Origin of the sequence: Pseudoalteromonas luteoviolacea (genome assembly GCF_000814765.1) — a bacterium.
GTDB classification, from domain to species: Bacteria; Pseudomonadota; Gammaproteobacteria; order Enterobacterales; family Alteromonadaceae; genus Pseudoalteromonas; species Pseudoalteromonas luteoviolacea_H.
In genome coordinates, this window is record NZ_JWIC01000007.1 from 232,351 (window position 1) to 259,142 (window position 26,792).

Sequence of the window (26,792 nt, forward strand, 5' to 3'; positions counted from 1 at the left end):
TACTCATCCTAGTGTTACAAAACTAGTACTTTAATGTTTTAGTTTGATTTTATTTATCAGAAATTCGGGTTAAAATAATAAAAAAGCATAAAACAAAAGTACTGTTATTTATACAGTATAGCTAGGAGCGATGATTTGAAAGTGTTTGTGGCTCGACAAGCCATTTTTAATCGCAAAAAGCACGTAGTAGCTTATGAGCTATTGTTTCGTGATGGCACAAAAAACAGCTTTCCTAATGTCGCTGAAAATGCTGCTACAGCTAAGTTAATAATGGACAACCAACTAAATCTTGGGACGCGTTATTTAACTTCAGGGAAAAAAGCACTAATAAATATTGGAGAAGACTCTTTAAATCAGGAGCTTGCTCGATTTTTACCCGCCGATGATGTTATTTTGGAGCTGCTAGAGACGATTGCTCCAACAAGCGAAAACTACGAGAAAGTCAGGCAGCTATTTCACAGTAACTATCGCTTGGCATTAGATGATTTTAACTATTCGAAAGAGTGGGAGCCATTCTTAAAACTGGCTCGTTTGGTCAAATTTGATCTGGTTGAAACGCCGTTGGAGCAGATAAGACCGTTGGTTGAACAGCTTAAAAAACGTAAAAACTTAAAGTTATTAGCTGAAAAGGTTGAGACGGAAGAAGAGTTTATCACTGCAAAAAAAATGGGATTTAGTTTTTTTCAAGGGTATTTTTTCGCGAAACCGACCATGATCGCACAGAACGATATTGAGATAAATTACGCGATAGTGATGCTTATATACGCAGAAGCGTTAAAACCCAATATGAATATACCTAGAATAGCTGAACTTTTTGCTCAAGATACCGCACTAGCATATAAGTTGCTTAGGTTAATTAACTCTGGTGTATTTCCGATTAAAAACCGAATTGAGTCTCTGAAACAAGCGTTGGTATATCTTGGTCATGAACGGATAATTAAATTTGTAAACTTAATTATGACAGCGCATGTAGCCGAAACCAAGCCAACAGAGTTAACGCGTTTAAGTATTGTACGCTCTAGATTTTGTGAGTTATTGAGTAGGCAAGTAGCGCCGTCACTTGCCAGTATGAGCTTTTTAACAGGTTTGTTTTCTTTACTTGATGCGATTTTAGATAAACCAATGGATGTCGTCGTTGAGCGATTGCCCTTTCCTGAAGTGCTCAGAGATGCGTTAGTTGGAGAGCCTAACACGCTATATTATATATTAAATACAGTGAAAGCTTATGAAAGTGGGAGCTGGTGGGCGATGCAAGAGGCATGCACCATGCTGAATATTTCAGATGAGAATTTGCCAGATTTCCATGCTCAGGCTGTAAACTGGGCTGATATGTACCGTGACCATGTCTATTAATGCGCAGAGTAGAGGCGATTGACTTTATTAGAGGGGTTGCCGTGCTCGGCTTGCCCCTCACGAACTTGATGTACATGTCGAATTTTACTTCCGGCAGTGTTGCGCCAAGCACTCAGTGGAATGATGAGCTGATCAGTTACTTAGTGGATGTCTTCGCACATGGTAAGTTTAGAACTGTTTTTAGCATTTTATTCGGAGTCTCACTGTGCTTGGTCTATGCAAAGCATCAGGAAGGTAGGGCTGCTGAAATTAAAAGTCGCCTTTTCATCTTAGGCGCGATTGGCTGCGTTCATGGCTTTGTAGTGTGGCCGGGGGATATTTTACTCAATTATGCACTTTCTGGTTTGCTTGTGTTATCTGTCATGAAGTTAGACACGCGCACTTTGATGAAGCTTGCCGCTTGTAGTATCTTAATTCCAATCGGAATCCTCATTTTATTAATTTATCAAGGGGGAGAAACAACGAATAGTTACCAACTGGATTTGGATGAAGTTGGATTTAGTCTTTTAGGGCTCCTCGCGTTTAACTTTGAAAATTACTTATCGATGTTGATGCTGCTTCCTACGATTACGCTTTGGTATGTCTTTGGTTTGATGATAATTGGTGTATTACTATATCGGGCCTATTGGCAATTCAAAGCGGTTGTACCAATAAGGTTCTGTCTATTCCTATTGATGCCCATATCAGTGGTTAGCTCTAGTATTGCTCGAGCGTTGTTGTCAGCAGATTATCGAGTGATATATGAGTTATTGAACTGGTTATTTGCCATCCCATTAAGTGTTGCTGTCGTTTGCATTATACTCAATTGCCGTAACAGTAAAGTTTTTCAGGGATCGCTTCTCTCACACGCAGGCAAAAACGCTCTTTCACTCTATTTGATGCAGTCTGTGCTTGGTGTAGGTCTTTTTCAGTTTGCTTTCCCTACATGGAAGATTTATTTCACGCATACGGACTATTTTTTACTATTTATAAGCTTTACTATCCTACAATTAGCACTAGTGTGGTGTTTGTGGCGAGTGTCATTGAGGGGCCCTGCGGAGTGGTTCATTGCACACTGTCAGGCCTATTTAAACAGAAGAGAGTATTAAATGTCGTTGATAAAAGTGTTTTGTCTCATACTCACGCTGGGGTTTTCGTATGTGGCTCAAGCCAAAAGTAATTTCTCTGTGCTGTTTGTTAACCCTTCTTTAGAAGGAGAGCCTTTTTGGGGGAAAGTTCAGAAGATCACAGAAAATGCGGCAGCTCAGCTCGACGTTAACATTGATGTGATTTATGGGGATGGTAATCGTCACATTCAATTGGCTGAGCTTAAAAAATACCTCGATTATCGAGCGAGCCCTGACTATGTCATATTAATGCTTTATCCTGGTGGAGCGGAACAGACCCTAACAATGCTTAATAATTATGGCATTAAGTTTATAACGCTTGAGCAAACCATTACCGGGCTTGAGAAAGAAGAAATAGGGTTCCCCAAAAAGCGTTTTGAGCATTGGTTAGGTGAAATATACTTTGATAATTACCAAGCAGGTTATGATTTGGCAAAATCATTACACCAAAAAGTGCTTGCTGATGGACATAAGGGACAGGTCAATGGATTAGCAATCAATGGGCATTATGGAAGTGAGTCAGATAAACGAAATCAAGGTGCAGCAGATTACTTCAAAGAGCATGACATAAACCTTCAGCAAACGGTGCATGCAAGTTGGTCAAAAGAGCAAGCTTACTCAAAAACAAAACGTCTATTTAAGCGTTATCCTCAAACTCACATTATTTGGAGCGCTTCAGATTTAATGGCCATGGGTGCGCAAACAGCAGTCAGACAATTGGTAAAAAATAACGCTGATAAAGTGGCAATTGGGGGATTTGATTGGTTGTCTGATAGTTTAGGACTCATTGAACAAGGCACACTAACGGCTTCAGTGGGCGGACATTTCATGATGGGGGGCTGGGCACTTGTTTCTCTTTTTGATTTTCATCATGGCGCGAAATATTGGCTAGAAAGCAATGCAATTACTTTCCACCTTTCTGCAATTACAAGTGACAATGTTGATGAATATCTATGGATTTCGTCTTCTCCTGATTGGTCGAAGCTTAATTATAAGGATTTAAGTATTTTAGATTCTGCATCGAAGTCATATGATTTTTCGCCTGAACAGTTGAGGAAAACGCAAAACTAACTCTTACTTCAGCGAAAGTCACGACCTCTTTCGTGATAAAGTGATGTGTACTAGAGTGTTCTGATTCATTTTAAGTTGGAATCATTATACAATCAGCGTTTTTTAGAACATTGAGAATGGCGTGGATACACCAAAACGATTAAATAAGTATATCAGTGAAACTGGATTTTGTAGCCGCAGAGAAGCAGATACACTCATCAGTGAAGGCCGCGTGTCTGTGAATGGTCAGATTGCCGAAATGGGCTTAAAGGTCACTGATGCAGATAATATTTTGGTAGATAATAAGCCTTTAAAGTCCAAGCCGAAACGCGTTTATATCGCTTACAACAAGCCTGTTGGCGTGACATGCACCACTGAGCGCAAAATAAAAAGTAATATTGTCAACGCAATAAATTATCCTGAACGTATTTTTCCTATTGGCAGATTGGACAGGCCTTCTGAAGGGCTGATCTTTTTAACCAATGAAGGTGACATCGTTAATAAAATTTTGCGTGCTGGAAACAATCACGAAAAGGAATACATCGTTACTGTTGATAAAGCCATTGATGATAAGTTTATTCATGGCATGCGTTCAGGCGTGCCAATTCTTGGCACTGTGACAAAAAAATGTTTTGTGAAAAAAACAGGGCCTAAAAAGTTCACAATCACCCTTACACAAGGGCTAAACAGACAGATCCGTAGAATGTGTGAGTACTTTGGTTACGAAGTACAAACGCTGAAACGAGTTAGGATCATGAATGTAAATCTCAATGGGCTTAGAGCAGGTGAATGGCGTCATTTAAGCGAAAAGGAAATGTCTGAGATCAATGCTTCTATAGAAGGTTCTTCTAAAACGGAAGAAGCATCGGTTGATAATAAAAAAAGAACAAGGCCAAAAGAGCCGTTGAATCAGAATCGTAGTGCATCAGATAAGCCACGTGGCAAGCATCAGAATACTCAAACACGACCAGACAAACCGAAAAGAAGATCAGGTAAAAAGCCGGATCGTGTTAAAGGGACGCTTTCACTGAAAAGATAAAAATGGCCGCAATTGCGGCCATTTTACTTTGTTATTGCGCGTTTTCTGGTGCTTTAATTTTGAATGCCAAACAATAAACAACCGGGATTACAATTAAGGTTAAAACGGTGGCAAAGCCAAGTCCAAACATAATTGTTACCGCCATTGATTTAAAGAACACATCAAATAACAGTGGGATCATACCCAATATCGTAGTGATGGCAGCCATCGATACAGGTCTTACACGGCTTACCCCAGAATCAAAAACGGCTTGATAAGGCGTTTTACCACTGTCGATTTCAAGGTTTATTTGGTCCATCAACACAATTCCATTTTTAATTAACATACCAGAAAGGCTAAGCAGTCCAAGTAGTGCCATAAAACTAAATGGGGCTTGAAAAGCAACTAACCCGGCTGTTACACCAATAATGGCCAATGGCACAGTACTCCAAATGACTAAAGGTTTTTTAACGGAGTTAAACAGTAGCACTGTGATCATAAACATACTTAAATAGCCCAGAGGAAGCGAGCCAAAGATGGCTGTTTTCGCTTTAGACGAAGATTCATACTCGCCGCCCCATTCCATTTTGTAGCCAACAGGTAGCTCAATGGATTCAATATCTGCTTTTATTCGGGCAAATAGTTTGGCAGGTGTTTCGTTGCCAATAACATCATGGTCAGCCATGACCGTGATAGTGCGCTTTCGGTCTCGACGCATGATCAAGCTGTCTTCCCAGACAACTTCAAATTTATCTACGATTTGGCTTACCGGCACGTATACATTGAGTACAGGGCTAAATACTTGTAAGTCCTGTAAGTTCTCAACATTGTACCTTTCTATTTCAGGAGAACGTGCGACGATAGGTAACATTTGTGTACCATCACGGTATAGCCCAACTTGTTTACCAGAGATGCTAGTCAGCAGTAACTGGTCTAGATCGGTTTTGCTGATCCCTAAACGACGAGCTTTTTGTTCATTAAATACGGGCTGAAGCACTTTGCTTCGTTGACGCCAATCGTCTTTTATACTGTGCGCGCCAGGGTCATTTTCTAAAATTGTTTTAGCTTTAGCTGCCAATTGGCGCAAAACCACAGGATCAGGACCTGAGAAGCGCGCTTCGATTTTAGCATCCGTTGAAGGGCCTATCTCCATACGCTTTATTTTCAGTTGTCCATCCAGTTCATTTTCTCCGGAAAAAGCACGGACCTTTGCTATCATGTCAGTGACATCTTCACGTGTTTTTACTCGGATAATGAGCTGTCCATACGCGTCATATTGCTTTTCAGGGCTGTATGTGAGCATAAACCTTGGCGCACCTTGACCAATTGTTGCTGTGACGTCTGTTACGGCATCATGCTGTCTTAGGAATGTTTCGAGCTTTTTAACATTGTCTGAAGTTGCGCGGATATCTGCACCTTGGTAGTTCCAATAATCCACATAAAACATCGGCGTGTTTGATGCAGGGAAAAATGATTGCTTAACAGATTTAAAGCCAACCACCGCACTGCCAAGCAAAATAACCATGAAGACCACAGTAGCCCACCTATTACGTAAGCTAAATGCGAGTAATGTCTTATATGCGGTAAAAATAATCCCTTTATAAGGATCGTTCTGGTGCTCGCTACTACCTGATTTAATCTCTTCTTTAAAAAGTATGTTTGCAAAGAAAGGAGTAAGTGTAATGGCGGTTACCCAGCTAAGTAGCAGTGAAATAAAGAGCACCCAAAATAATGAACCTGCAAACTCACCACTGGCATCTGAGCTCAATCCAATTGGTGCAAATGCTGTAATACCAATTACGGTTGCCCCCAATAGCGGCCACTTGGTTTGCTCGACAATATTAACCGCCGCTTTCACTTTCGTTTGACCGCGCTTTAAGTTAATCAAAATACCTTCTGTTATTACGATGGCATTATCTACCAACATACCTAATGCGATGATTAAAGCACCCAGTGAGATCCTCTGTAGGTCGATAGCAAACAATTTCATAAAAATGAAAGTGCCTAAAACGGTTAGGAGGAGTATACCGCCGATTAAGATACCGCTTTTTACACCCATAAAAATGAGTAATACTATGATAACAATTGCTACGGCTTCTAATAAACTCACAATGAAGCCATCCACTGACTTTTTAACTTCAGCGGGTTGATTGTAAACACTATTTACTTCAATACCATAAGGCTTTTGATATTCTAATTCTGCAAGGCGCTTTTTAATTGCTACGCCCACATCAACCACGTTGACGCCGGAAGTGAACGAAATACCGACCAATAAAGCCCTGTCATTATTAAAGCGAGTAATGTGGTTAGGTACTTCTTGGTATTCTCTTGAGACCGTAGCAACATCGCCTAAATAGATCAGTTCTCTCGCACCTGGTTGAGATATTAGTAAATTCTCTAGCTCAGATACATTTGAAAATTCACCTGTAGGGTGTAGGCGAATTGATTCTTTGCCTACGCGAATTTTACCTGCATTCGACACGGTGTTTTGCGTTTGCAGTAATGAGAAAATATGATTAGGAGAAATCCCTAACTGTGACATTTTTTGGGTCGAGATTTCGACAATGACTTGGGCTTGTTGTTCACCTGCCACCGTGACCTTACTGACACCATCTACTAATACAAGCTCTCGACGTAAAAAGTCGACATAGTTTTTGAGCTCATCATACGTATAACCAGCGCCAGTAACGCCATATAACATACCGTATACGTCAGCAAAATCATCCATAATTGTGGGCGGTTGTACACCAGATGGCAGTTGCGGTGTAAGATCATTAATTTTGCGTCTTAATTCGTCCCATATTTGTTTGAGATCCTCTTTCCGGTAGGTACTTTTCATTTCAACTGAAATCTGAGACTTGCCTGGAGAAGAAATTGAGGTGACATAATCAACGTACGGCAAGCTCTGTATTGCATTTTCAATTGGGTAGGTGACTTCCTCTTCTACTTGCTGTGGCGATGCGCCAGGATAGGCTGTGATCACCATGGCTTTTTTTAATGTAAACTCAGGATCTTCCAATTGGCCGAGACCAAAGTATGAAACACCACCTGCTGCAAATAGCAGCACGGCAAACATTGCGCTAATGACTTTATTTTCAATAGACCAACTTGCTAAGCTCATAATTATAAGCCTCGCTCTTTTGTCCAAGGCCTCACTTTCAAGTTTTCTTTTAGGTGATGTACGCCAGCGGCTACCACAACTTCACCTGCTTTAAGTCCATCTAAAACTTCAATACTCGACGCTCTCATTTCACCCAGCGTTATACGACGTTTGTTGACTGTGTTTGTATTCGTGTTAAACACCCAAACGTAGTGATTATTATCTATTTGTTCATCCTGAGCTGAGAAAACGGCTTCGTTAGGTACTAACAGCGCGCTCTTTTGTAAGTTCATGACTTTGCTAGGGTCGATATAAACATGGCCAGTCATACCTGCAAATAAATTGAAATCTTCCGGAATTGGAAGTGAAAATACGACTTTATATGTCAAAGTAACTGGATCTGCTTGAGTGTCCCACTCTTTGATGGTTAATGAGTATGATTTATCAGGAAAACCATCAAAAATAACGGTTGGGTGATAGTCTAAATCTTTGTTTACACGGGCAACAAGTTTTTCCGGCACTTGAATGACAACATCCATGCGGTCACGGGTTTCCAGTCTGAGAATGTTTTGTTTGGCAACGATATTTTCAAAGTTTTTGACAAATACTTTCGCAACTGTGCCATCAAATGGTGCGCGTAGTTCACTGTTTTGTAGATTTGTTTGAGCAATTCTATACGCAGATTCAGTGACTTGTTTATTTGCGAGCGCTTGATCGTATTCAGCTTTACTTGCTGTTGACTTGTTGAACAACGACTCAATACGATTTAGCTGTAATGTAGCGAGCTCATATTGGGCTTTGCGTTGTTGGAACTGTAACTCAAAGTCTTCAGGATCTAATTTGGCCAGTAGTTGACCCTTCTTCACTTCTTGGCCCGCTAAAATGGGAAAGTCGATAAGCTCACCGTTGACACGAAATGCGAGGTATGAACCTTGATTTGCGACAACTTCTGCTGGGAAATGTCTTATAGCTGCTGCCGCTGGATCGCTGACCGTATGCAGTTTGACTGGCCTAACTAAGTCTTGATTTGGTGATTGGATAACTTCATCTTGGCAAGCACCAAGTAAAAGTGCGGAAGATAATACGAGTACGCGTTTAAACACTTAAGTTACTCCGAAATATATGACTCCTAAGATAATGTAGTGCAGGATATATAAAATAGTACTAAAATAAAAATTATAAAAAATTAGAGTTTTAATAAATAAAATTTATGAAGTTGTCGGATTTAGAAGTGCTCCATGTGGTTGCGCATTCTCAAAGTCTCAATGATGCGGCCAAACGTCTATTCAAAACACAACCCGCGGTAACACAAGCTTTAAAAAGGCTTAGTACCGAGTTGGGATTTCCCTTGGTTACTAGAGAAGACTATAGAATTAAGCTTACAGAGCAAGGGCAGCGCTTTTATAAAGAAGCGGTAAAGTTGATTGAGCATCATGAAAACCTTAAATCAATGGCTGCGGATTTTGCTCAAGGAAACGAGCCCAAGTTTAATATTTGCTATGAAGCAATGAGTTATGACTACAACTGTAATGAGCTTATTAAACGTACGTTTAGGCAGTTCCCGTCTACAGCGTTTGAAATCACCAGCGGTAAGCGCTTTGTTGCACTCGATAGAGTGAATCAAGGACTATCAGATATCGGAGTCGGACCTTGGTTTAATTTGTTTCATGCAACCGGTGACTTAGAGTCTGTCGCTATTGGTGAAGTAAAGTTGGGCCTGGTTGCCAAAAAAGGTTTGTTGCCGCGCAAACTAACATTCGAAGCGTTAAATCAGTACCCTTGTTTAGCAATGACAGAGAGTGGATTTGAGTTTGATAGCGACCGCCTAGAGTACTCAAAAAGTCGCAGTGTCATGAAACTTGATGACATTGCAACAATCAAGATGTTTTTATTACAGGGGCTTGGTTTTGCGATTGTGACATTAAACCACTGTGAGAAAGAGTTAGAGCAAGGATTGCTTGAACAAATAAGGGTATCAGATAGGCAAGATCAGTTCACTGTCGATATACATGCGTTTAGAAGACAGTTACCGCATCATGGTTCTGTAGCACAGTATTTATGGGACGGATTTAAAGAGTTAGGTAAACAGTATCGTGAACGATGAATTCAAACAAAATGTATACACACTTATAGGCGCTATTCCGAAAGGGAGTGTCGCTACTTATGGGCAAATAGCAAAGCTTGCAGGCGCACCGAAGCATGCGCGTTCAGTGGGCTACCTATTGAAGCATTTGCCTAATGACAGTACTTTACCTTGGCACAGGGTGATTAACAGTCAGGGAAAAATTTCTTTCCCAACAGGCAGTGAGAAGTTTAATACTCAGTCTTTTAAGCTTCAAGCAGAGGGTGTACTGCTGCTAAATGGAAAAATATCTCTACAAAAATATTTGTGGCGTTAATTAATATCTTGATAAGAAAGCATCGAGATAATTTCGGAAATTGGGTTGATCGGTTTAGAACACGTTGGCGTAAATAGACTTAGAGATTATCACAACTAAGTTAATATGAAACGAGCACTTTTTCCTTTATCAGTATATATTTTACCGCAGGGTTACACACGGTTACGCATATTTGAGCCTCGCTATTTGCACATGGTCAAAATGGCCATGAAAGAGCACAGTGGCTTTGTGTTGTGTCACAGCGATAAAACGTCTGCCACAGACGTGTCGAGAGAAGGTGTATTTGTTGAAATTGTTGACTTTTCACAAGACAGTGGTGGTCAGTTACTCATAGACGTTTATGCTCGGCACAGAGTAGTGATCTCGGATGTAACTGTTGACGATATGAACTTAAAATATGGTTCATGTGAGACTGTCGATAAGCCATTGTGGGAGCTTGGTAGCGAGAGCTTTGTTTATCACGAACGCTTGGCTGACTTGTTGAGAGATTTATTTGTGGTAAACACTGAGCTCAATGATTTGTACAAAAAGAAAAATTATGCGGATCCGATTTGGGTCGCAGCCAGATGGCTGGAGCTGTTGCCTCTCACGCTGCCTCAAAAGCAAAAAATTCAAAGCTGTCGAACATATCAAGCGGTTGCAGGTGTTTTGTTTGAAGTTTTTGACGAACAAGAGTGATCTTAATGTTAAAGCGTGCCGTATAGTCTACTATGTTACTGGCTGAGAGTGTTACATTATGGTTAGTTTAGAGCAATCACGTGATTGCCGCACAAAAAAAGGTATAAACCAAGGGATGCAAGAAACCCCTTCAGAGCAGTTAACTCAAGCATTAGTTAAAGTTGCAAATGATGCGGACAAAAAAGCGTACGCATATTTGTTCTCTTATTTTGCGCCAAAAATAAAGCGTTTCGGTATCAAGCAATTTGGTTCAGAAGCAATGGCAATGGAATTGGTGCAGGACACAATGACGTCAGTGTGGAGAAAGGCCAAGCTTTACCACCAAGATAAAGGTGCAGCAACTACTTGGGTATACACGATTATGCGAAATGCATCATTTGATGCGCTTAGAAAAGTAAAAAGCAATCGAGAAGATAATTTAAGTGAAGAAATATGGCCCTTGTTCCATGACGAGCAAGTGTGTGAAAAAAGTTTTAAAGACCATCTACAAACAAATCAACTTAAAGAAAAAATTAAAAACTTGCCAGCTGCGCAAAGAGATGTGGTGGTTGGGGTATATTTTGAAGACATGACACAAGAACAGCTTGCACATCATCTAGGGATCCCTGTAGGTACGGTAAAATCTAGGCTGCGCTTAGCCTTGAAGAAGTTAAAAGTTGAATTGGGAGAGCAGCATGATTAAGTATCATCCCTCTAAGCAGTTAATGCACAAGCACCTTGCTGGAGAATTGCCAGCAGGGTTGAGTGTGGCCATCGCTGCTCATATTGAACTTTGTGACAAATGTCAGTGTGAAGTAGATGCGATTGAAGCAAAACAAGCGGCGCAGCTGTTTAGTAATCAGTCAGACATACTTATTGACTGTGATGAAGCCTTGTCAACAGAGGATGATTTATTGTTTGACGCTATGATGGCTGACATTACGTCTCTTGAAGTCGATTCACAAGTTGTTCCTCACGAAGTAACGATGTTTGATTATCAAGATAAATCTGTACAACTGCCAAGAGCCATTGCTGCGTTGAAGTTAGGTAGTTTTATCAATGCTGGCAAGGTATCTCGCGCCCGTTTCGAACTGGATGAAGGTCCAATGCGAAGTAGTTTACTTCATATTAAGCCTGGTGGAGAGATCCCAGAACACACACATACTGGTTTTGAGCTAACATTACTCTTAGATGGGACATTTGAAGACGAAAGTGGGAAATATGTGCCCGGTGATTTTATCATGTTAGATGGGCGACATAATCATACTCCCAAAACTGAAGAAGGCTGTTTGTGCTTTACGCTAGTCGACAATGCCCTGCATTTTAACAAAGGGTTAAGTAAACTTCTAAATCCTATTGGTAAGCTGATTTACTAGGGAGAGATTTAAGTATGCAATTTAATACACCTATACAGATCGGATTAAGTGCATGTCTAGGCGGAGACAGAGTGCGCTTTGACAAAGGACATAAACGCTCAAACTTTTGTATGGATGAGTTTAGCAAGCATGTAGAGTTTGTTAAGTTTTGTCCTGAAGTAGCCATCGGTATGCCTGTTCCTCGTGAGACCATAAGGCAAGTTCGCTTTGGCGATACAATTAAAGTATGTAGACCTGATGGTTCACAAGATGTTGGCCCGAAACTCACGGAATACGGTAAGAAAATTGCTGAAACAAAAGCGAAAGAGTTGTCTGGATTCGTTTTTTGCGCCAAAAGTCCAAGTTGTGGCATGGAGCGTGTGAAAGTATATAACGACACAGGCACTGGTGCGACAGCTGAAGGCGTTGGGGCGTTCGCCGCTGAGATAATGCGTCATAACCCGTTACTTCCATGCGAGGAAAACGGCAGATTGAACGATGTGCACTTGCGAGAGAACTTTGTAATGAGAGTGTTCGTGTATAAGTCTTGGCAAGAATTAATGGAGCAAGACGTTACGAAACATATGTTAACAGAGTTTCATGCCAAACATAAATATTTGCTTATGAGCCATAATTACGCTGCATATAGAACGCTTGGCCGTTTACTTGCTGAAGGTGATCCTAATGAGTCACTTGTAGTGGCGCATCAATATATCTCAGGATTAATGACTGCGTTGAAAAAGCCTGCAAGCAGAAAAGCACAAGCAAATACGCTGGCGCATTTACAAGGTTATTTTAAAAACGAATTATCAAGTATCGAGAAGGCGGAAATGGTTGAGGCCATTGATGAATATAGAATGGGGCTGGTGCCATTAAATGTGCCGTTGACTCTATTAAAGCATCACCTACGAGTTCACCCTAAGTCTTATTTAGAACAGCAAGTGTATTTTGACCCATATCCACATGATTTAAAATTAAGGTTCTCAATTTGAGCAAAGCACTTTTTTGGTTCAGGCGCGATCTGAGGTTATCTGGTAACCAAGCGCTTGAAGACGCGATTAACAACGGCGCCACTGAGGCGCTGTTTTTTGTTTGTGAAAAACAATGGCAGATACACAATACCAGTGAAATACAAATTGATTTAGTTAAAAGGCGTATTGATTATCTTGGTGGTCAATTGGCAGAGTTAGGTATAAAGCTTCATGTGATTGATGCACAAGATTTTAAGCAATTACCAAGTAAACTTGAAGAGTTTATAACTCAGCATGGTTTTACTCATATTTATGCCAATAGAGAGTACGAAATTAACGAGTTAAACCGTGATGAACTGTGCACGTCACTCGGTGCTGAACTGCGTTTATATGATGGTGACGTTCTTTGCCCACCTGGTAGTGTCGTTACTAAAAATGGAGAGATGTTTAAGGTCTTTACCCCGTTTAAAAAAGCATGGTTATCGCAGTATTCACAGTATACCTTCCCAATAAGTCAGTATATTCGCTCAGTAAATCAGCCTATTCCTTGGCAAACTCCAGACTTGTTAGTTACCAACGGTGCTTCTGATAAGTGGCCTGTGGATGACCATATACTTTCACAGGTCATCGAGCAGTTCTTAGATGAAAAGTTAAACGAATATAGTGAATATCGAGATGTGCCTAGTATTAAAGGGACTTCAGGGTTGAGTCCCTACCTTGCGTTAGGGGTTATATCTGCTTCGGATCTAATTGGCCGAATTCAACAACGGATCCCGGACGTATTATATAGAACTAAAACTTCTGCATTTACTTATATAAATGAATTACTCTGGAGAGAGTTTTATCGTCATTTAATGTATATCTTTCCAAAGCTGTGCAAAAGCAATAATTTTAATGAAAAATACAATGCTGTGCAGTGGCTAGATGACGAAGAGGCCTTTTCATCATGGTGTGAAGGTAACACAGGATATCCTATTGTTGATGCGGCCATGCGACAGCTGAATCAAACCGGGTGGATGCATAATAGACTGAGAATGATAGTTGCGAGCTTTTTAACTAAACATTTATTAATTGATTGGCGTAAAGGTGAAGCTTACTTCATGAGTAAGCTCATTGATGGTGATTTGGCCGCAAATAATGGTGGTTGGCAATGGGCAGCGAGTACGGGGTGCGACGCACAACCTTATTTTAGAATATTTAATCCGATAACCCAAAGTGAAAAGTTTGATCCTGATGGAACTTTTATTCGTAAATATGTACAAGAATTAGAATGGGTGCCAGCTAAGTATATTCATTTTCCCCATGATTATATTAACGCTGTTGGCAGGCCTTGTTATACAGCACCTATAGTTGAACATAAAGAAGCGAGAGCCAGAGCGCTTGATGCATTTAAGGTATAGAAATGGAACAACACCTTAACAACTTTGTAGATATTTATAATCAGCTGTCAGACAAAAACCTTGGTTTATTGAAAAATATTTATGATGATAGTGTGGTATTTTCGGATCCTTTACATAAAGTAGAAGGAATTGAAGCCTTAACTAGATATTTTGAGAATTTATATGCAAATGTAAATTCAATCTCTTTTGATATCAATGAGCACTACGTTGTAGACAACAAAGGTTTTTTATACTGGGAAATGCACTTTTCTCACAGCAAACTTAACAACAAGAAAAACATCACAGTGGCTGGGCATAGCCAGCTGACCTTTAAGGGGTCCAAGGTTATCAGCCACAGAGATTACTTTGATGTGGGCGCGTTGTTGTATAGGAACATCCCGCTTCTTGGCAGCGTGATTAAAACGCTAGAGAAAAGGGCTGTTTCATGAGTGAAAGTAAAAATCGTGTACTGGTCACTGGCGCAACGTCTGGTATTGGAGAAGCGTTGGTTTATAAGTACGCCCAGTCAGACATTGTAACAGCTTGCGGCCGTAATCAAGACAAGTTAGCTGAATTTGAGTCGAGAGGCGTGTCCTCGTCACGTTTTGACATGACGGATAAGCAACAAGTCTTTGATGCCGCAGAAAAGCTTGAAGCGCACGATATCATCATATTAAATGCTGGTGTATGTGAGTATATCGACAACGCAAACAAATTTGATTCGGCATTATTCGAACGAGTTATACAGGCCAATTTGATTGCGACAGGATACTGTCTTGAAGCATTCATTCCAAAAATAAAAAAAGGCGGCCAACTCGTTATAGTCAGTTCTAGCGCGAGCTTTTTGCCGCTGCCTCGAGCCCAAGCGTACGGGGCATCAAAGGCGGCATTAAGCTATTTAACGCGTGTTATGCAGGTTGAACTTTTAGATATTGATGTAACTTTAGTTCACCCGGGATTTGTAGAGACTCCATTGACGAATAAAAATGATTTTCCGATGCCTTGTTTAGTCAGTGTTGAACAAGCAGCAGAAAGGATTTATGAAGGGGTTTCTAAACGTAAAAATGAAGTGCATTTTCCAAAGCGTTTTACGCTGTTTTTAAAACTGTTCTCATTATTACCATTTAATGTATGGCTGCCATTAGCCAAAAGGATAAAACGTTGAAAAATATTGCAATCATTGGTTCTGGCATTGCGGGACTCAGTGCGGCTTATTTACTGAATAAAAAACATAAGGTCACAGTGTTTGAGAAAGAAGACAGGCTTGGAGGTCATACTGCAACAATTGATGTTGACACGCCTGAAGGCGTCCAAGGTATCGACACCGGCTTTATTGTTTTTAATGACCGTACATACCCTTTATTTGAAAAACTGCTTGATCAGATAGGGGTAGGGCGTAAGCCTACTCAAATGAGTTTCAGTGTTAAAACCGCAGACAGAGACTTTGAATATAACGGCCACACTTTTTTCTCTTTATTTGCTCAGAAACGCAATGTGTTATCGATCAAGTTTTGGCGTTTCTTATACAGTATTATCAAATTCAACCGATTAGCTAAAGCGCTATATCACAGTGGCGATTATTCAAATCATACAAATTTGGGTGATTTTCTCGATGCTCACGGGTTTGATGAGTTTTTTAAGAAGCATTACATTTTGCCGATGGGCGCAGCTATTTGGTCAACCAGCTTGAAGGGAATGCTTGATTTTGAGATCCAGTTTTTTATTCAATTCTTCTTTAACCACGGCCTGCTAGATGTTGCTGGTCGGCCTCAATGGTATGTTATTCCTGGCGGTTCGAAACAATATATTGACCCTCTCATAGGCTCTTTCAAAGAACGAATCAAGCTAGGCGTAAACATAAAGACCGTGATGCGCTTTGATGATCGTGTTGAAATCATATTTGAAGATGGCAGCATCGAACATTTTGATGAAGTGGTGTTTGCGTGTCATTCAGATCAAGCCTTGAAGTTACTTGGTGATGCTAGTGAGATTGAGCGAGAAGTGCTTGGCGCAATTCCATACACTCCTAACAGTGTGGTTTTGCATACAGACACATCTATCTTACCTAAAAGAAGAGCTGCGTGGGCAAGTTGGAATTATGCCCTAGACGAGAGTCAAACAAGGCCAGCAAGTGTTACTTATCAGATGAATATTTTGCAAGGGTTATCTTCTTCACAGCAGTACTGTGTAACATTAAATAATGATGAACAGATAAACCATGACAAAATAGTTCAAAAATTCACTTATTATCACCCTGTGTTTAATACACACAGTATTCGAGCTCAAAAAAGAAAGTCTGAAGTTGACGGTATCAATCGGACGTACTTTTGTGGTGCGTATTGGTTTAATGGCTTTCACGAAGATGGTGTGAGAAGTGCTGTTGATGTAGCTGAAAAGCTCGGAGTGAACTTTGAATAGTGCTATTTATTTAGGTGATGTGAGGCATCGTCGCTTTGCGGTAGCCGAACATCATTTCAAATATCCTATGTATATGATGTGCATTGACTTGGATGAACAACATCTTCTAGACGACATCCATCCATTATTTGGCACTAAAGGAAAAAAGCTACTACGGTTTGAACAGGCAGATTATTTAACAGGGTCTATAAAAAGCTTAAAGCAGCGTGCATTGGACAAGAGCTTAGAAATGGGTGTAGATGCATCAGATAACAAAGTATATTTGATGGGTCAGTGTCGTTGTTTTGGATATTATTTTAGTCCAGTCAATTTTTATTTTTTTTCAAAGGAAGATGGGGAATATACCCACATGATTGCTGAAGTTAGTAATACACCATGGAATGAACGGCATTATTACCTTGTACCACTTGGGAAAAAAGTGAACTTTGAAAAGACCTTTCACGTATCACCTTTCATGAATTTAGATATGGAATACCATTGGCATATAAAAGCACCTTCACAGTATGCTTTTGTCCATATTGAAAATAAAAAAGAGCGTGAACTTTTATTTGACGCGACATTGAGACTGCAACGAGTACCACTAGATAAACCCTCAATGAGTAGTTTATTAAAGCAGTTTCCTGCAATGACCTTTTCAATTTTAAAAGGCATTTATTGGCAAGCGTTAAAGCTTTTTTTAAAGCGAGTTCCTTTTATCAGTCATCCAGGAAGTTTGTAAGATGGAAAAAACGACACAATCCTATAGTAGTCAGAGCAACGATAGTTTTTTAACCAAAATGTGTAAGGCACTGGTGTTAAAAGCGTTAGAACAAATCACATGGGGACAAATCAAGCTCATCGACGGAGGGCAAGAATACATCTTCGGCGATAAAAACAGTGCAACTAGTACGGTTATTCATGTAAAGTCGAGCCAAATGTACAACAAGTTTGCACTTGGTGGCAGTGTAGGTGCTGGAGAGTCGTACATCGATGGTCAGTGGTCTTGCTCTGACTTAACGAGATTGATTGAAATATTTGTCGTAAACCAAGACGTGTTAGATGCGTTCGAAAAGAAGTTCGCCTTGATTTCTGGCCTGTTTAACAAATTAACGCACTTTAAAAATCGAAATACCAAATCTGGCTCAAAGAAAAATATAGTTGCGCATTATGACTTGGGTAATGACCTATATAGTTCGTTTCTGAGTGAAGAAATGCTGTACTCTAGTGCGGTATACCCAACACACACCGCCTCTTTAGAGCAGGCTCAGCAACACAAGCTCAAAGAGATATGTGAGCAAGTGGATTTACAAAAATCCGACCACGTGATTGAAATTGGCACTGGGTGGGGCGCATTCGCAATCTATGCCGCTCAAAATTATGGATGTAAGGTCACTACAACAACCATATCAGAAGAGCAGCACGCGTACGTTAGCGAAAAGATTATAGAACTTGGCTTACAAGACCAAATTACACTGCTCAAAGATGACTATCGAGAATTAAATGGTAAATTTGATAAGCTTGTGTCTATTGAAATGATTGAGGCTGTTGGGCATGAGTATCTTTCTGGATTTTTTGAAAAATGCAGTAGTTTACTTAAGCCTAATGGCGTGATGTTAATACAAGCGATAACAATTGCATGCCAGCGATATCATCATTATTTAAAAAACTCAGACTTTATACAGCAGTATATTTTTCCAGGTGGTTGCTTGCCATCCGTTACGGAGATGAGTAAACAAATATGCAGCAGTACGGACTTGGTTGTCCACTCTGTTAAAGATATAGGCTTGCATTATGCCAAAACATTGTTTGATTGGCGTGAACGTTTTGATAAAGCGTGGCCATCATTAGATAACCAAAAATTTGATCAGCGTTTCTATCGACTTTGGGAGTTTTATTTGTGCTACTGCGAGGGTGGATTTAAACAAAGAGCAACCAGTGCAGTACATTTGGTCGCTAGAAAACCAAGGTATTTAAGCGATGATGAAAAAGTATTCTGTCGCTATTAACTTTGTATTGTTTCAGCTAGCCTGGTTTTCCGTCTTTTTTTTAAAAGAGGATGCTTTATTTCCGGTGGCTGCAACTATTGCACTGATGTTTTTATTAAGTGCACACAAAGGAAGGGACGGTAAATTTGTTGTTGTAGGTTTATCGGTTGGCTTAGCAATAGAAATAATCGCCGTTGCTGTAGGTGTTATCAGCTATGGTGCAGCTTTAATCCCCGTGTGGTTAGTTTTGCTGTGGGTCGCTTTGCTGTTTTCTTTTAGAGAGTCATTGAATAAGCTTTTTCATTTGCCAATAAAGTTTAGAGCGCCTATTGTTTGGTTGTGCACGCCAGGTAGTTATTACGCTGGCTCAAAAGCTGGCGTGTTGAGCACACTCGAACCCCTATGGCTATTTTGGGTTATTTATGGTGCGATATGGTTTGTCGGTTTTGAGTGTTTGCGTTGGCTTGACGCACAGTCACACATAAGAAGGAATGCTGAGGTATTGAGCTAAATCGTTCCTTTTTTAGCTAAATATATGTGATGCAAGTACAATTTGTCAGATTAATTTCGAATATAGTTGAATTTTGGCTTGCACTAATGCTTAAAATGAATAAACATAGAATTTGCTCCGGCAGAAAATAAAAAATATAGGAATTTTTAAAATGAACAAAGCTCAACTAGTTGAAAAGATCGCGAACGACGCTGATATCTCTAAGACGGCAGCTGGCCGTGCATTAGATGCTTTAACTAGTGCTGTAACTGAAGCTCTAAAAGAAGGCGATTCAGTAGCACTAGTTGGTTTTGGTACTTTCTCTGTGAAAGAGCGTGCAGCACGCACAGGTCGTAACCCTCAGACTGGCGCGGAAATCCAAATCCCAGCTGCTAATATCCCAAGTTTCAAAGCGGGTAAAGGTTTAAAAGACCAAGTAAACCTGTAATTCAGTGATGAATATTTTCGGTTTGAGTTTAAAACTTAATCCTGTAAATTAAAAAAAGAGCCAGATGGCTCTTTTTTTAATTTTGATTAGTATAAATTTTTAATCTTTTGACTTGCTTTCGAATGTAAAGGCTTGGTTTATTACGAGCGTTACCGCTCGTAATAATGGTTATGTATATCAGCTTTTAAGGGCTTTATCCCCTCTACCAATACCTACTGCACCTGAGCGTACTAATTCAATTAAATCGCTTTCATGACGCAACATATCAAGGAAACTTTCTATTTTATCCGTGCTGCTTGCCAATTGCAGGGTGTAGCTCTGTTTACCCATATCCACGATTGATGCGCCGAATACATCACTAACACGCGTCACTGCTGCTCTCATTGCTTCATTTCTGGTGAATACTTTTACCATCAAGAGCTCTCTTTCAATGTGGTTGATTTCTGTTAGATCAAACACTTTAAGTACATCGACAAGTTTATTGACCTGCTTAGTGATTTGTTCAACAACTCTATCATCGCCATGTGTTGTAATGGTAATACGAGACAAGGTTTTGTCATCGGTGGTACCGACTGTTAAGCTATCGATGTTGTACGCTCTTTGAGAAAAAAGGCCAACGATACGCGAGAGTGCGCCAGGTTCATTTTCTAATAATATCGCTAATATACGTCTCATTATACTTTCACTCCTTTTTTCAACCACATCTCATCAATTGCACCATGTTTAATTTGCATTGGATAAACATGCTCGCTCTCATCTACTCTGATATCTAAAAAGACAAGGCGATCGGTAATTGAAAATGCTTTTTCAAGGGCACTATCGAGTTCATCAGGGTGATCAACACGGATCCCGATATGACCATAGCTTTCTGCTAAAGCAACAAAATCTGGCAGAGACTCCATGTAAGAGCTTGAATGGCGGCCATCGTACAGCATATCTTGCCATTGTCTCACCATGCCAAGAGAACGGTTGTTTAGAGAAACCACCTTAACATTCAGTCCATACTGTAGACAGGTTGAAAGTTCTTGAATATTCATTTGAATAGAACCATCTCCCGTTACGCATACAACTTCATCTTTAGGAAAAGCAACCTTGACGCCCATCGCAGCGGGGAGTCCAAAACCCATCGTGCCAAGACCGCCTGAGTTGATCCATTGACGAGGGTTTTTAAATGGGTAATATTGCGCTGCGAACATTTGGTGCTGGCCTACATCAGAGGTTATATATGCATTGCCATGTGTGACTTCGTATAATTTTTGAATAACGGTTTGTGGCTTGATTTTGTCAGCGTCAGTTTTAAAATCCAAGCATTTTTGCGCTCGCCATTGGGTTATGTCTTTCCACCAAGCTTCCTGTGCACTGCGATCAATAGCAATATTGCTATTGTTAATGCCTTCTAACAGCTGTGAAAGCACGGTGTCTAAACAACCAACGACAGGAATATGTGCCTGAATTGTTTTTGAAATTGACGTTGGGTCGACATCCACATGAACAATTTTTGCATTTGGACAAAATTTGCTTACATTGTTTGTTACGCGGTCGTCAAACCTTGCGCCAAGCGCCAATATTGTATCAGCATTGGCCATTGCTTTGTTTGCTTCCAAAGAGCCGTGCATACCTAACATGCCAATGAAGTTAGGGTGGCAGCCACTGATCCCACCTAAGCCCATCAGGGTGTTGGTGATTGGGGCATTCAGTTTTTCGACAAGCTCCGTCAGTTTTTCAGATGTATCGGAAAGAATAATTCCACCACCAGAATAAATAACCAGCTTTTTCGCTTGTAAAATAGCTTCGACCGCTTTTTTAATTTGCTTTGTATGCCCCTTTTTATTGGGGTTATAGGTTCTCATGTCTAATTGATTAGGCATGGAATAGTTAAATTTAATCTGAGGGTTTAAAACATCTTTAGGCAATTCGACAACCACAGGCCCAGGTCTTCCGGAACCTGCTAGATAAAAAGCTTTCGCTAATATAGCCGGTATGTCTTCGGCGTGCCTACAATTAAAGCTGTGTTTTACTATCGGTCTGGAACACCCAACAATATCGGTTTCTTGGAAAGCATCGTCACCAATCAAATTTGATGGTACTTGTCCAGATAGCACAACCATCGGAATAGAGTCCATATATGCGGTTGCAATCCCTGTAATGCAATTCGTAGCTCCGGGGCCTGATGTGGCAAGCACAACACCTGTTTTTCCAGTTGCACGAGAATAGCCATCAGCCATGTGCGTAGCGGCTTGTTCATGACGAACGAGAATATGCTCGACATCACTTTGTTCAAACAGGGCATCATATAGATCTAAAACAGAACCGCCCGGGTATCCAAAGATAAACTCTACTTCTAAATCGCTCAGCGCCTTTACAACTAACTCGGAGCCGTTAAATTGCTCATTCATTACCTCATTCCTCAGCCAAGTTAAATCTTGGCATAAAAAAACCCCGCTGATTGGCGGGGTCGATGAAAGCGTATACTCACACAGGCCCCTATGGACTTAATACTAAGACCACCACGAGAACCATTTGTACAAGCTTAACTAAAGTCATTTCAAATCTGCTAAATTATTTAAACACTGTTTATTTAAAGGCCAATTGATGTTTCTGTCAAGCGAACCAATCCTTAATGTGCATAATATATCCCTATTTTGTGTTGATAAATTTGAAATGTAGTATTTCATTTTATAAAAACAATCAATGTTGCATAATTTAGCGATGCTAATATTTAGGAAAAAGAAACAAAAACTGCGCTTTATGAATGAGGCACTGAAAAAAAGCGTTGAAGGTTAACATGTAATGATAAAAACGGTTTGAAGTGAAAAAGCTGGGGGAAAGTAATTAGGGAAGTAAGTAACGAATAAAGAGATAGTGCAGGGCGCACTATCTCACAAGTCTTATAATTAAAGACGCTCAATCACAGCTTGTGTGAAGTCAGTTGTGCCATGGTTACCACCAAGGTCACGTGTTGTACGGTCGCCAGATTTAATTACATCAGCTACTGCACTGCGAATACGCTCAGCAGTGTCACCCATATCTAAATACTCAAGCATTTGAATAGAAGCTAGGATAACAGATGTAGGGTTCGCTAGGTTTTTACCAGCGATATCAGGTGCACTACCGTGTACAGCTTCAAAAATAGCTGCATTTTCACCAATGTTAGCACCTGGCGCCATACCTAAACCACCAACAAGGCCAGCACATAGATCAGAGATGATGTCACCGAATAAGTTAGTTGTTACAACAACATCAAATTCATCAGGGTTCATCACTAGCTTCATACAAGTTGCATCAACGATCATTTCTGCAGACTCGATGTCTGGGAAGCGCTCACCAACTTCGCGTGCAACTTTAAGGAATAGACCTGAAGTTGATTTAAGGATGTTTGCTTTGTGAACCGCTGTTACTTTTTTACGACCTTCGCGCTGTGCAAGCTCATAAGCAAAAGTAACGATTTTTTCTGCACCTTCACGAGTGATTTTTGACATTGCTTCAGCTTCAGTACCATCTTCTGACGTTACTTGACCAAGGCCAGAGTACATGCCCTGCGTATTTTCACGTACAGTGATGATGTCAATGTTCTCATAACGCGCTTGAGTACCTTCGAAAGACTTAACTGGGCGTACGTTTGCATACAGACCAAATTGCTTACGTAAAGTAACGTTGATAGATGTAAAGCCTTCACCGACAGGTGTTGTTAAAGGACCCTTTAATGTAAGCTTATTACGCTCGATTGCTTCTAGTGTTTCAGGTGGAAGAAGTTCACCTGTTTTTTCTAGCGCTGCAAGACCTGCGTCAACGTATTCGTATTCGAAGTCACAGCCAGCTGCGTTTAAGATTTCAATTGCTGAGTCGATGATGCTTGGACCGATACCATCACCACGAATAACGGTAACTGTTTGCTTAGCCATTTAGTTTTCCTTTATCAAAATAAATTGTACACACATTTAAGAAAGACCTGTTTATTGTAGTCAATCAAATAAAAAGTGTGTGTTCGCTTGAAAAATTAAGCGCGTTTTATAGCAATTTATTCATATATATTCCAGCAAGGAATGATAAAAAGGCATAAATTAAAATTATGTCTAGTATATTCTACATTTATAGAATAAATATTATTCAATCACGCTATGTAACGAAAGCTCAAGAATTGCCTGATGTAACTGTTTTTCACTTTCCCAGCCAAACTTTTTTATTTGGTTTTCTAAAACAAGGCGTTGCCATGCAGTTGGCTGGAAATAGGCGCTATTCCATGTCATTGCAAGTACCTTTATAGCTACAAATGTCTTGGCTTCCTCGCTTAATGAGTTGTTTTTTTCTCGCTCAGACTGTTTAAAAGCACGGTGTGGCGCACTGTTATTAAAATGATGTTCAAAGTAGCTATCTAATTTTTCTGAGTTGAATTCTAAAAAACCAAACAATCTTGCCAACGAGTAGGGGATAGCCGTATCACTTTGCTCACTTACGCAAGTAAAGCGTTTGATATCGATGTCGTGGTGTTTAAGCATAAAAGCAATGACCGCACTGATTGGCGAGAGTATGCTTTCATAATCTTGGCCATAGGCTTGCTTGGTTAACGTAGCCAGTATTAAAGAGAGTTGTTGGTACTTGTGCCAAATGTCGACTGCAAAAGGGTGCTTTAATTGTGAAATCACTTGCTCTATCAGAACTCTCTGGCACAACAGGCTAGCGGTGTTTAAGCCTACCATAGTCAAACAATGACGGGTATTAGCGCCTTTTTGGGATTCTCTATTATATTGTTTAGCGGCTTGTTGCAGTGCTTGCTCTATATATGGAAAAGGTGCGATGGTTTTCTCAATTGCCCTAAAGCTGCTAAAGCTGCTTTGTCCCAGTTTATCAATAACTGAATAGGTTGTCTCAAACCCATCTGCACTCAATTCGATCGGCTGAGATTCAATATGACTCCAAACTTTAAATAATAGATGTTTGTCTGCGCTGCTGATAGACGTAAATTCAAAGCAGAGTCTTTGCTGTGTCTTGACGAGTCGGTCTATTTTATGATCTTTGAATGTACAAATTATCTGGCTTTTTTCATTCTTTTGCAGCAGTAAGGCACGTTGCCCCTTGTATTGGGCACTGCAGCCTACAGGGTAATGACTAAATTGTGTCGCTAACTTATTTAATGTATCTCGAACAAAGCCATTTTGGCTAGCAAGGTAGAGTTTTTTTACTGTATAAGCGAGTGCGTTGGGCTTTGGTTTTTGAACCAAGGCAGTCGCAATGATTTGCGCAATAGCAACGATAAGTGTGATGTTGTCATATAGCGGAGACAGTCGCTTACTTTTCAACGTATCGCAATAGGGGGAGAGCCTAGACATCATTCGTGCAGCTTGTTTGTTTACTGAACCACCATGTTGGAGGACTTTCACTGCAAGTTGATATCTAATTTTCCAGATTTTCTTTCCTTGTTCTGTTAATGGTTTGGCTGTAAGTAGTTTATCACTTTCATTTTTCACGCATAAGAAACTTGCAAGACAGGCCACAAGAAGTTCCTGCCGTATTTTATGAGAATAGCCATGCCCCTGAGCAATGATGCAAACTAGGATACATTTTTTTATTACCAAATTTGTAGTGGGGGACAATTGTTCAAACTGAAACGTTAAATAACTGTGCAGTGCGTTTGGCGTATTTTGATAGGTTTCTGTATACAGTTGTGCCAGTTCAGCAAGTGTGGGAAATATACTTGGCCACTTTTGTTTATTGTAATAGAGCCTTAGAGTTTGCTCCGTTTTATTCACTAGTTCATGAAGTTGTTTTGATACATCTTTATTATTCGTCATTCTTGAGCGCTTTCTCGTAGGCTACTATGGCACCAGCACCCCATAATATTAGCTGACCATTTTTAAACAATAAACCAGTGCATTCGTCTTGTGTGGTTATGCCATCAGGTTTCATCAATTGTGTTCTGTAATATACGATTTGAAAAACGGTATCCTCGTCTGACTTAACGTAGGTTAGGTCAGGGCTGCCTAAATTGTCTAACACAGTTTCTAAGTCCATTTGTGTATCTGGTTTTAATTTGCTAATGAACCTTTTATTGAACGCTTCTCGGTCTTTCCAAAGCATTGCTCTTGGATCATCTTTATAAAAGTTGATAACAAGATAGACAATGCCAGCGTACACTGCGAGGCCTAGAAATATATATTGTAGAACTTTTTTTATCATTTAAGTCACCTGAGAAGAGCACGGTAAGACTATCTGAAGCTTGTATCCATAACAAGTAATTTGAGTTTAACGTAATAACTAGAGTCTCAGTTCTCTGAGCGTAAAACCCACTTCAATGTCTGTCCTTAAGGCAACTAATGATTTACTTAAAACAAAGTTGTCGATGTCAGCCTCTATTTTTTTCCTGATAGGTGATGGCAGTTCAACATCAGCGAGGGCATCTTCTACGGAATCAAATTGGCTTAATACTTCAATCGCTGTTTTTTTTTCCAACCCCTTTTACACCAGGGATATCATTGGTCTTATCACCCATTAACCCCCAAAAATCATGGAGTTTACTTTTATCTATAGAGAATTTATTCGCAACATCATCTGCTGAAATGGTCTGCTGTTTAAAATAATCGTAAATTTTGATGTGTTCGCTAATGAGCGGTAAAAAGCCCTTATCGGTGGATACGATGGTTGAGGCAACACCATGGTTTGACGCTTTGAACGCAAGTGTCGCAAGAATGTCATCAGCCTCATCTTGTGTCGGGAAATAGGCCTTAACATTGTTATCCGTAAACGCTGTGGCAACATTTTCTAGATTAACCTTAAGCTCGTTAGGCATTGGTTTTCTTGTAGCTTTGTACTCTGGGTAGAGGTGATATCGCCAACTTCTATCGCCATCAAAAACAGCAATGGCATGAGTCGCCTGAGTAATTTTCAATAATTTACGAGTGGCATTTTTAACTCTTTGGGAACAACTTTTAATAATCTGCTCATCATTTAAACCTGCTTGCTCGCAGTCAACGGCATAAATGCGACGTATTAAGTTTAGTGCGTCTATGAGTAATAAATGAGCCATATAAAAATAAAATTAACATAAAGAGTTCTGAATAAAGTGGATTATATCAGAGGGGCAATGAGA

Annotated in this window: 25 protein-coding genes and 1 pseudogene; 18 read left to right on the plus strand and 8 right to left on the minus strand. The window is 40.1% G+C overall.

Features of this window, described 5'->3' with window-relative positions:
- Positions 1-135: 135 nt before the first annotated feature.
- The 4 genes from JF50_RS15505 (at position 136) to rluF (ending at position 4,548) form a co-directional block, all read left to right on the plus strand.
- On the plus strand, positions 136-1,353 hold the full coding sequence (locus JF50_RS15505) for an EAL and HDOD domain-containing protein (protein ID WP_039610341.1): 1,218 nt from the start codon (positions 136-138) through the stop codon (positions 1,351-1,353).
- Positions 1,353-2,441, plus strand: a complete 1,089-nt coding sequence (locus tag JF50_RS15510) for a DUF418 domain-containing protein (protein ID WP_039610342.1) — start codon at positions 1,353-1,355, stop codon at positions 2,439-2,441. The genes JF50_RS15505 and JF50_RS15510 overlap by 1 nt, the downstream gene beginning before the upstream one ends.
- Positions 2,442-3,530: an ABC transporter substrate-binding protein gene (locus JF50_RS15515; RefSeq protein WP_052262353.1), complete on the plus strand. Its 1,089-nt coding sequence runs from the start codon at positions 2,442-2,444 to the stop codon at positions 3,528-3,530.
- A 121-nt stretch (positions 3,531-3,651) separates the two neighbouring features.
- Entirely contained in the window at positions 3,652-4,548 is an 897-nt protein-coding gene (gene rluF, locus JF50_RS15520; protein WP_039610343.1) for a 23S rRNA pseudouridine(2604) synthase RluF, read from the plus strand.
- A gap of 31 nt (positions 4,549-4,579) precedes the next feature.
- Here the strand turns inward: rluF and JF50_RS15525 are convergent, their stop codons facing one another.
- Positions 4,580-7,648: an efflux RND transporter permease subunit gene (locus JF50_RS15525; protein ID WP_039610344.1), complete on the minus strand. Its 3,069-nt coding sequence runs from the start codon at positions 7,646-7,648 to the stop codon at positions 4,580-4,582.
- Between the two features lie 2 nt (positions 7,649-7,650).
- Entirely contained in the window at positions 7,651-8,730 is a 1,080-nt protein-coding gene (locus JF50_RS15530; RefSeq protein ID WP_039610345.1) for an efflux RND transporter periplasmic adaptor subunit, read from the minus strand.
- Positions 8,731-8,837: 107 nt separating this feature from the next.
- On the opposite strand from JF50_RS15530, the gene JF50_RS15535 reads away from it, so the two are divergent.
- The 14 genes from JF50_RS15535 to hupB all read left to right on the plus strand — a co-directional run bounded on the left by JF50_RS15535 (position 8,838) and on the right by hupB (position 19,708).
- Positions 8,838-9,731 (plus strand): LysR family transcriptional regulator, encoded by an 894-nt coding sequence (locus JF50_RS15535; RefSeq protein ID WP_039610346.1) that lies wholly within the window; start codon positions 8,838-8,840, stop codon positions 9,729-9,731.
- The gene (locus JF50_RS15540; RefSeq protein ID WP_039610347.1) at positions 9,721-10,026 is read left to right on the plus strand and encodes an MGMT family protein; all 306 of its coding nucleotides are present in this window, start codon (positions 9,721-9,723) and stop codon (positions 10,024-10,026) included. The genes JF50_RS15535 and JF50_RS15540 overlap by 11 nt, the downstream gene beginning before the upstream one ends.
- 105 nt (positions 10,027-10,131) lie before the next feature.
- Positions 10,132-10,704 carry an LON peptidase substrate-binding domain-containing protein gene (locus JF50_RS15545; protein WP_039610348.1) on the plus strand — a complete coding sequence of 191 codons (573 nt, stop codon included), beginning with the start codon at positions 10,132-10,134 and terminating at the stop codon, positions 10,702-10,704.
- A 58-nt stretch (positions 10,705-10,762) separates the two neighbouring features.
- Positions 10,763-11,386, plus strand: coding sequence for a sigma-70 family RNA polymerase sigma factor (locus JF50_RS15550; protein WP_039610349.1), 624 nt, complete (start codon positions 10,763-10,765; stop codon positions 11,384-11,386).
- A complete protein-coding gene (locus JF50_RS15555) occupies positions 11,379-12,059 on the plus strand; it encodes a ChrR family anti-sigma-E factor (protein ID WP_039610350.1) in 681 nt (226 codons plus the stop codon). Before JF50_RS15550 ends, JF50_RS15555 begins: the two co-directional genes overlap by 8 nt.
- 14 nt (positions 12,060-12,073) lie before the next feature.
- Positions 12,074-13,030 carry a YbgA family protein gene (locus JF50_RS15560; RefSeq protein WP_039610351.1) on the plus strand — a complete coding sequence of 319 codons (957 nt, stop codon included), beginning with the start codon at positions 12,074-12,076 and terminating at the stop codon, positions 13,028-13,030.
- The gene (phrB, locus tag JF50_RS15565) at positions 13,027-14,409 is read left to right on the plus strand and encodes a deoxyribodipyrimidine photo-lyase (RefSeq protein ID WP_039610352.1); all 1,383 of its coding nucleotides are present in this window, start codon (positions 13,027-13,029) and stop codon (positions 14,407-14,409) included. Before JF50_RS15560 ends, phrB begins: the two co-directional genes overlap by 4 nt.
- Positions 14,410-14,411: 2 nt before the next feature.
- Positions 14,412-14,837 carry a nuclear transport factor 2 family protein gene (locus JF50_RS15570; RefSeq protein ID WP_327077600.1) on the plus strand — a complete coding sequence of 142 codons (426 nt, stop codon included), beginning with the start codon at positions 14,412-14,414 and terminating at the stop codon, positions 14,835-14,837.
- Positions 14,834-15,553 carry an SDR family NAD(P)-dependent oxidoreductase gene (locus tag JF50_RS15575; protein WP_039610354.1) on the plus strand — a complete coding sequence of 240 codons (720 nt, stop codon included), beginning with the start codon at positions 14,834-14,836 and terminating at the stop codon, positions 15,551-15,553. Before JF50_RS15570 ends, JF50_RS15575 begins: the two co-directional genes overlap by 4 nt.
- Entirely contained in the window at positions 15,550-16,806 is a 1,257-nt protein-coding gene (locus JF50_RS15580; RefSeq protein WP_039610355.1) for an NAD(P)/FAD-dependent oxidoreductase, read from the plus strand. The genes JF50_RS15575 and JF50_RS15580 overlap by 4 nt, the downstream gene beginning before the upstream one ends.
- The gene (locus JF50_RS15585; protein WP_039610356.1) at positions 16,799-17,524 is read left to right on the plus strand and encodes a DUF1365 domain-containing protein; all 726 of its coding nucleotides are present in this window, start codon (positions 16,799-16,801) and stop codon (positions 17,522-17,524) included. The genes JF50_RS15580 and JF50_RS15585 overlap by 8 nt, the downstream gene beginning before the upstream one ends.
- Position 17,525: 1 nt before the next feature.
- The gene (locus JF50_RS15590; RefSeq protein WP_039610357.1) at positions 17,526-18,791 is read left to right on the plus strand and encodes an SAM-dependent methyltransferase; all 1,266 of its coding nucleotides are present in this window, start codon (positions 17,526-17,528) and stop codon (positions 18,789-18,791) included.
- Entirely contained in the window at positions 18,763-19,281 is a 519-nt protein-coding gene (locus JF50_RS15595) for a DUF2878 domain-containing protein (protein WP_052262354.1), read from the plus strand. The genes JF50_RS15590 and JF50_RS15595 overlap by 29 nt, the downstream gene beginning before the upstream one ends.
- A gap of 151 nt (positions 19,282-19,432) precedes the next feature.
- Positions 19,433-19,708, plus strand: coding sequence for a nucleoid-associated protein HU-beta (gene hupB, locus JF50_RS15600; RefSeq protein WP_023397797.1), 276 nt, complete (start codon positions 19,433-19,435; stop codon positions 19,706-19,708).
- Positions 19,709-19,885: 177 nt separating this feature from the next.
- Here the strand turns inward: hupB and ilvN are convergent, their stop codons facing one another.
- From ilvN to xni, 6 genes and pseudogenes are all read right to left on the minus strand, one after another.
- Complete coding sequence (gene ilvN / locus JF50_RS15605) at positions 19,886-20,383, minus strand: acetolactate synthase small subunit (protein ID WP_039610358.1); 498 nt, start codon at positions 20,381-20,383, stop codon at positions 19,886-19,888.
- Positions 20,383-22,104 carry an acetolactate synthase 3 large subunit gene (locus JF50_RS15610; protein ID WP_039610359.1) on the minus strand — a complete coding sequence of 574 codons (1,722 nt, stop codon included), beginning with the start codon at positions 22,102-22,104 and terminating at the stop codon, positions 20,383-20,385. The genes ilvN and JF50_RS15610 overlap by 1 nt, the downstream gene beginning before the upstream one ends.
- Positions 22,105-22,602: 498 nt before the next feature.
- The gene (locus JF50_RS15615) at positions 22,603-23,610 is read right to left on the minus strand and encodes an isocitrate dehydrogenase (RefSeq protein ID WP_039610360.1); all 1,008 of its coding nucleotides are present in this window, start codon (positions 23,608-23,610) and stop codon (positions 22,603-22,605) included.
- A 201-nt stretch (positions 23,611-23,811) separates the two neighbouring features.
- Positions 23,812-25,497, minus strand: a complete 1,686-nt coding sequence (locus JF50_RS15620) for a hypothetical protein (protein ID WP_039610361.1) — start codon at positions 25,495-25,497, stop codon at positions 23,812-23,814.
- Positions 25,487-25,882, minus strand: coding sequence for a DUF3192 domain-containing protein (locus tag JF50_RS15625; protein WP_039610362.1), 396 nt, complete (start codon positions 25,880-25,882; stop codon positions 25,487-25,489). The genes JF50_RS15620 and JF50_RS15625 overlap by 11 nt, the downstream gene beginning before the upstream one ends.
- Positions 25,883-25,960: 78 nt before the next feature.
- Positions 25,961-26,729 (minus strand): annotated as a pseudogene (gene xni / locus JF50_RS15630) (flap endonuclease Xni).
- Positions 26,730-26,792: the final 63 nt, after the last annotated feature.

Coding starts and splice junctions, on each gene's coding strand:
- JF50_RS15510 (WP_039610342.1), top strand. CDS start 1,353: ATGCGCAGAGTAGAGGCGATTGACTTTATTAGAGGGGTTGCCGTGCTC.
- JF50_RS15515 (WP_052262353.1), top strand. CDS start 2,442: ATGTCGTTGATAAAAGTGTTTTGTCTCATACTCACGCTGGGGTTTTCG.
- JF50_RS15525 (WP_039610344.1), bottom strand. CDS start 7,648: ATGAGCTTAGCAAGTTGGTCTATTGAAAATAAAGTCATTAGCGCAATG.
- JF50_RS15535 (WP_039610346.1), top strand. CDS start 8,838: ATGAAGTTGTCGGATTTAGAAGTGCTCCATGTGGTTGCGCATTCTCAA.
- JF50_RS15545 (WP_039610348.1), top strand. CDS start 10,132: ATGAAACGAGCACTTTTTCCTTTATCAGTATATATTTTACCGCAGGGT.
- JF50_RS15550 (WP_039610349.1), top strand. CDS start 10,763: ATGGTTAGTTTAGAGCAATCACGTGATTGCCGCACAAAAAAAGGTATA.
- JF50_RS15555 (WP_039610350.1), top strand. CDS start 11,379: ATGATTAAGTATCATCCCTCTAAGCAGTTAATGCACAAGCACCTTGCT.
- JF50_RS15560 (WP_039610351.1), top strand. CDS start 12,074: ATGCAATTTAATACACCTATACAGATCGGATTAAGTGCATGTCTAGGC.
- JF50_RS15570 (WP_327077600.1), top strand. CDS start 14,412: ATGGAACAACACCTTAACAACTTTGTAGATATTTATAATCAGCTGTCA.
- JF50_RS15575 (WP_039610354.1), top strand. CDS start 14,834: ATGAGTGAAAGTAAAAATCGTGTACTGGTCACTGGCGCAACGTCTGGT.
- JF50_RS15590 (WP_039610357.1), top strand. CDS start 17,526: ATGGAAAAAACGACACAATCCTATAGTAGTCAGAGCAACGATAGTTTT.
- JF50_RS15595 (WP_052262354.1), top strand. CDS start 18,763: ATGATGAAAAAGTATTCTGTCGCTATTAACTTTGTATTGTTTCAGCTA.
- hupB (WP_023397797.1), top strand. CDS start 19,433: ATGAACAAAGCTCAACTAGTTGAAAAGATCGCGAACGACGCTGATATC.
- ilvN (WP_039610358.1), bottom strand. CDS start 20,383: ATGAGACGTATATTAGCGATATTATTAGAAAATGAACCTGGCGCACTC.
- JF50_RS15610 (WP_039610359.1), bottom strand. CDS start 22,104: ATGAATGAGCAATTTAACGGCTCCGAGTTAGTTGTAAAGGCGCTGAGC.
- JF50_RS15615 (WP_039610360.1), bottom strand. CDS start 23,610: ATGGCTAAGCAAACAGTTACCGTTATTCGTGGTGATGGTATCGGTCCA.
- JF50_RS15620 (WP_039610361.1), bottom strand. CDS start 25,497: ATGACGAATAATAAAGATGTATCAAAACAACTTCATGAACTAGTGAAT.
- JF50_RS15625 (WP_039610362.1), bottom strand. CDS start 25,882: ATGATAAAAAAAGTTCTACAATATATATTTCTAGGCCTCGCAGTGTAC.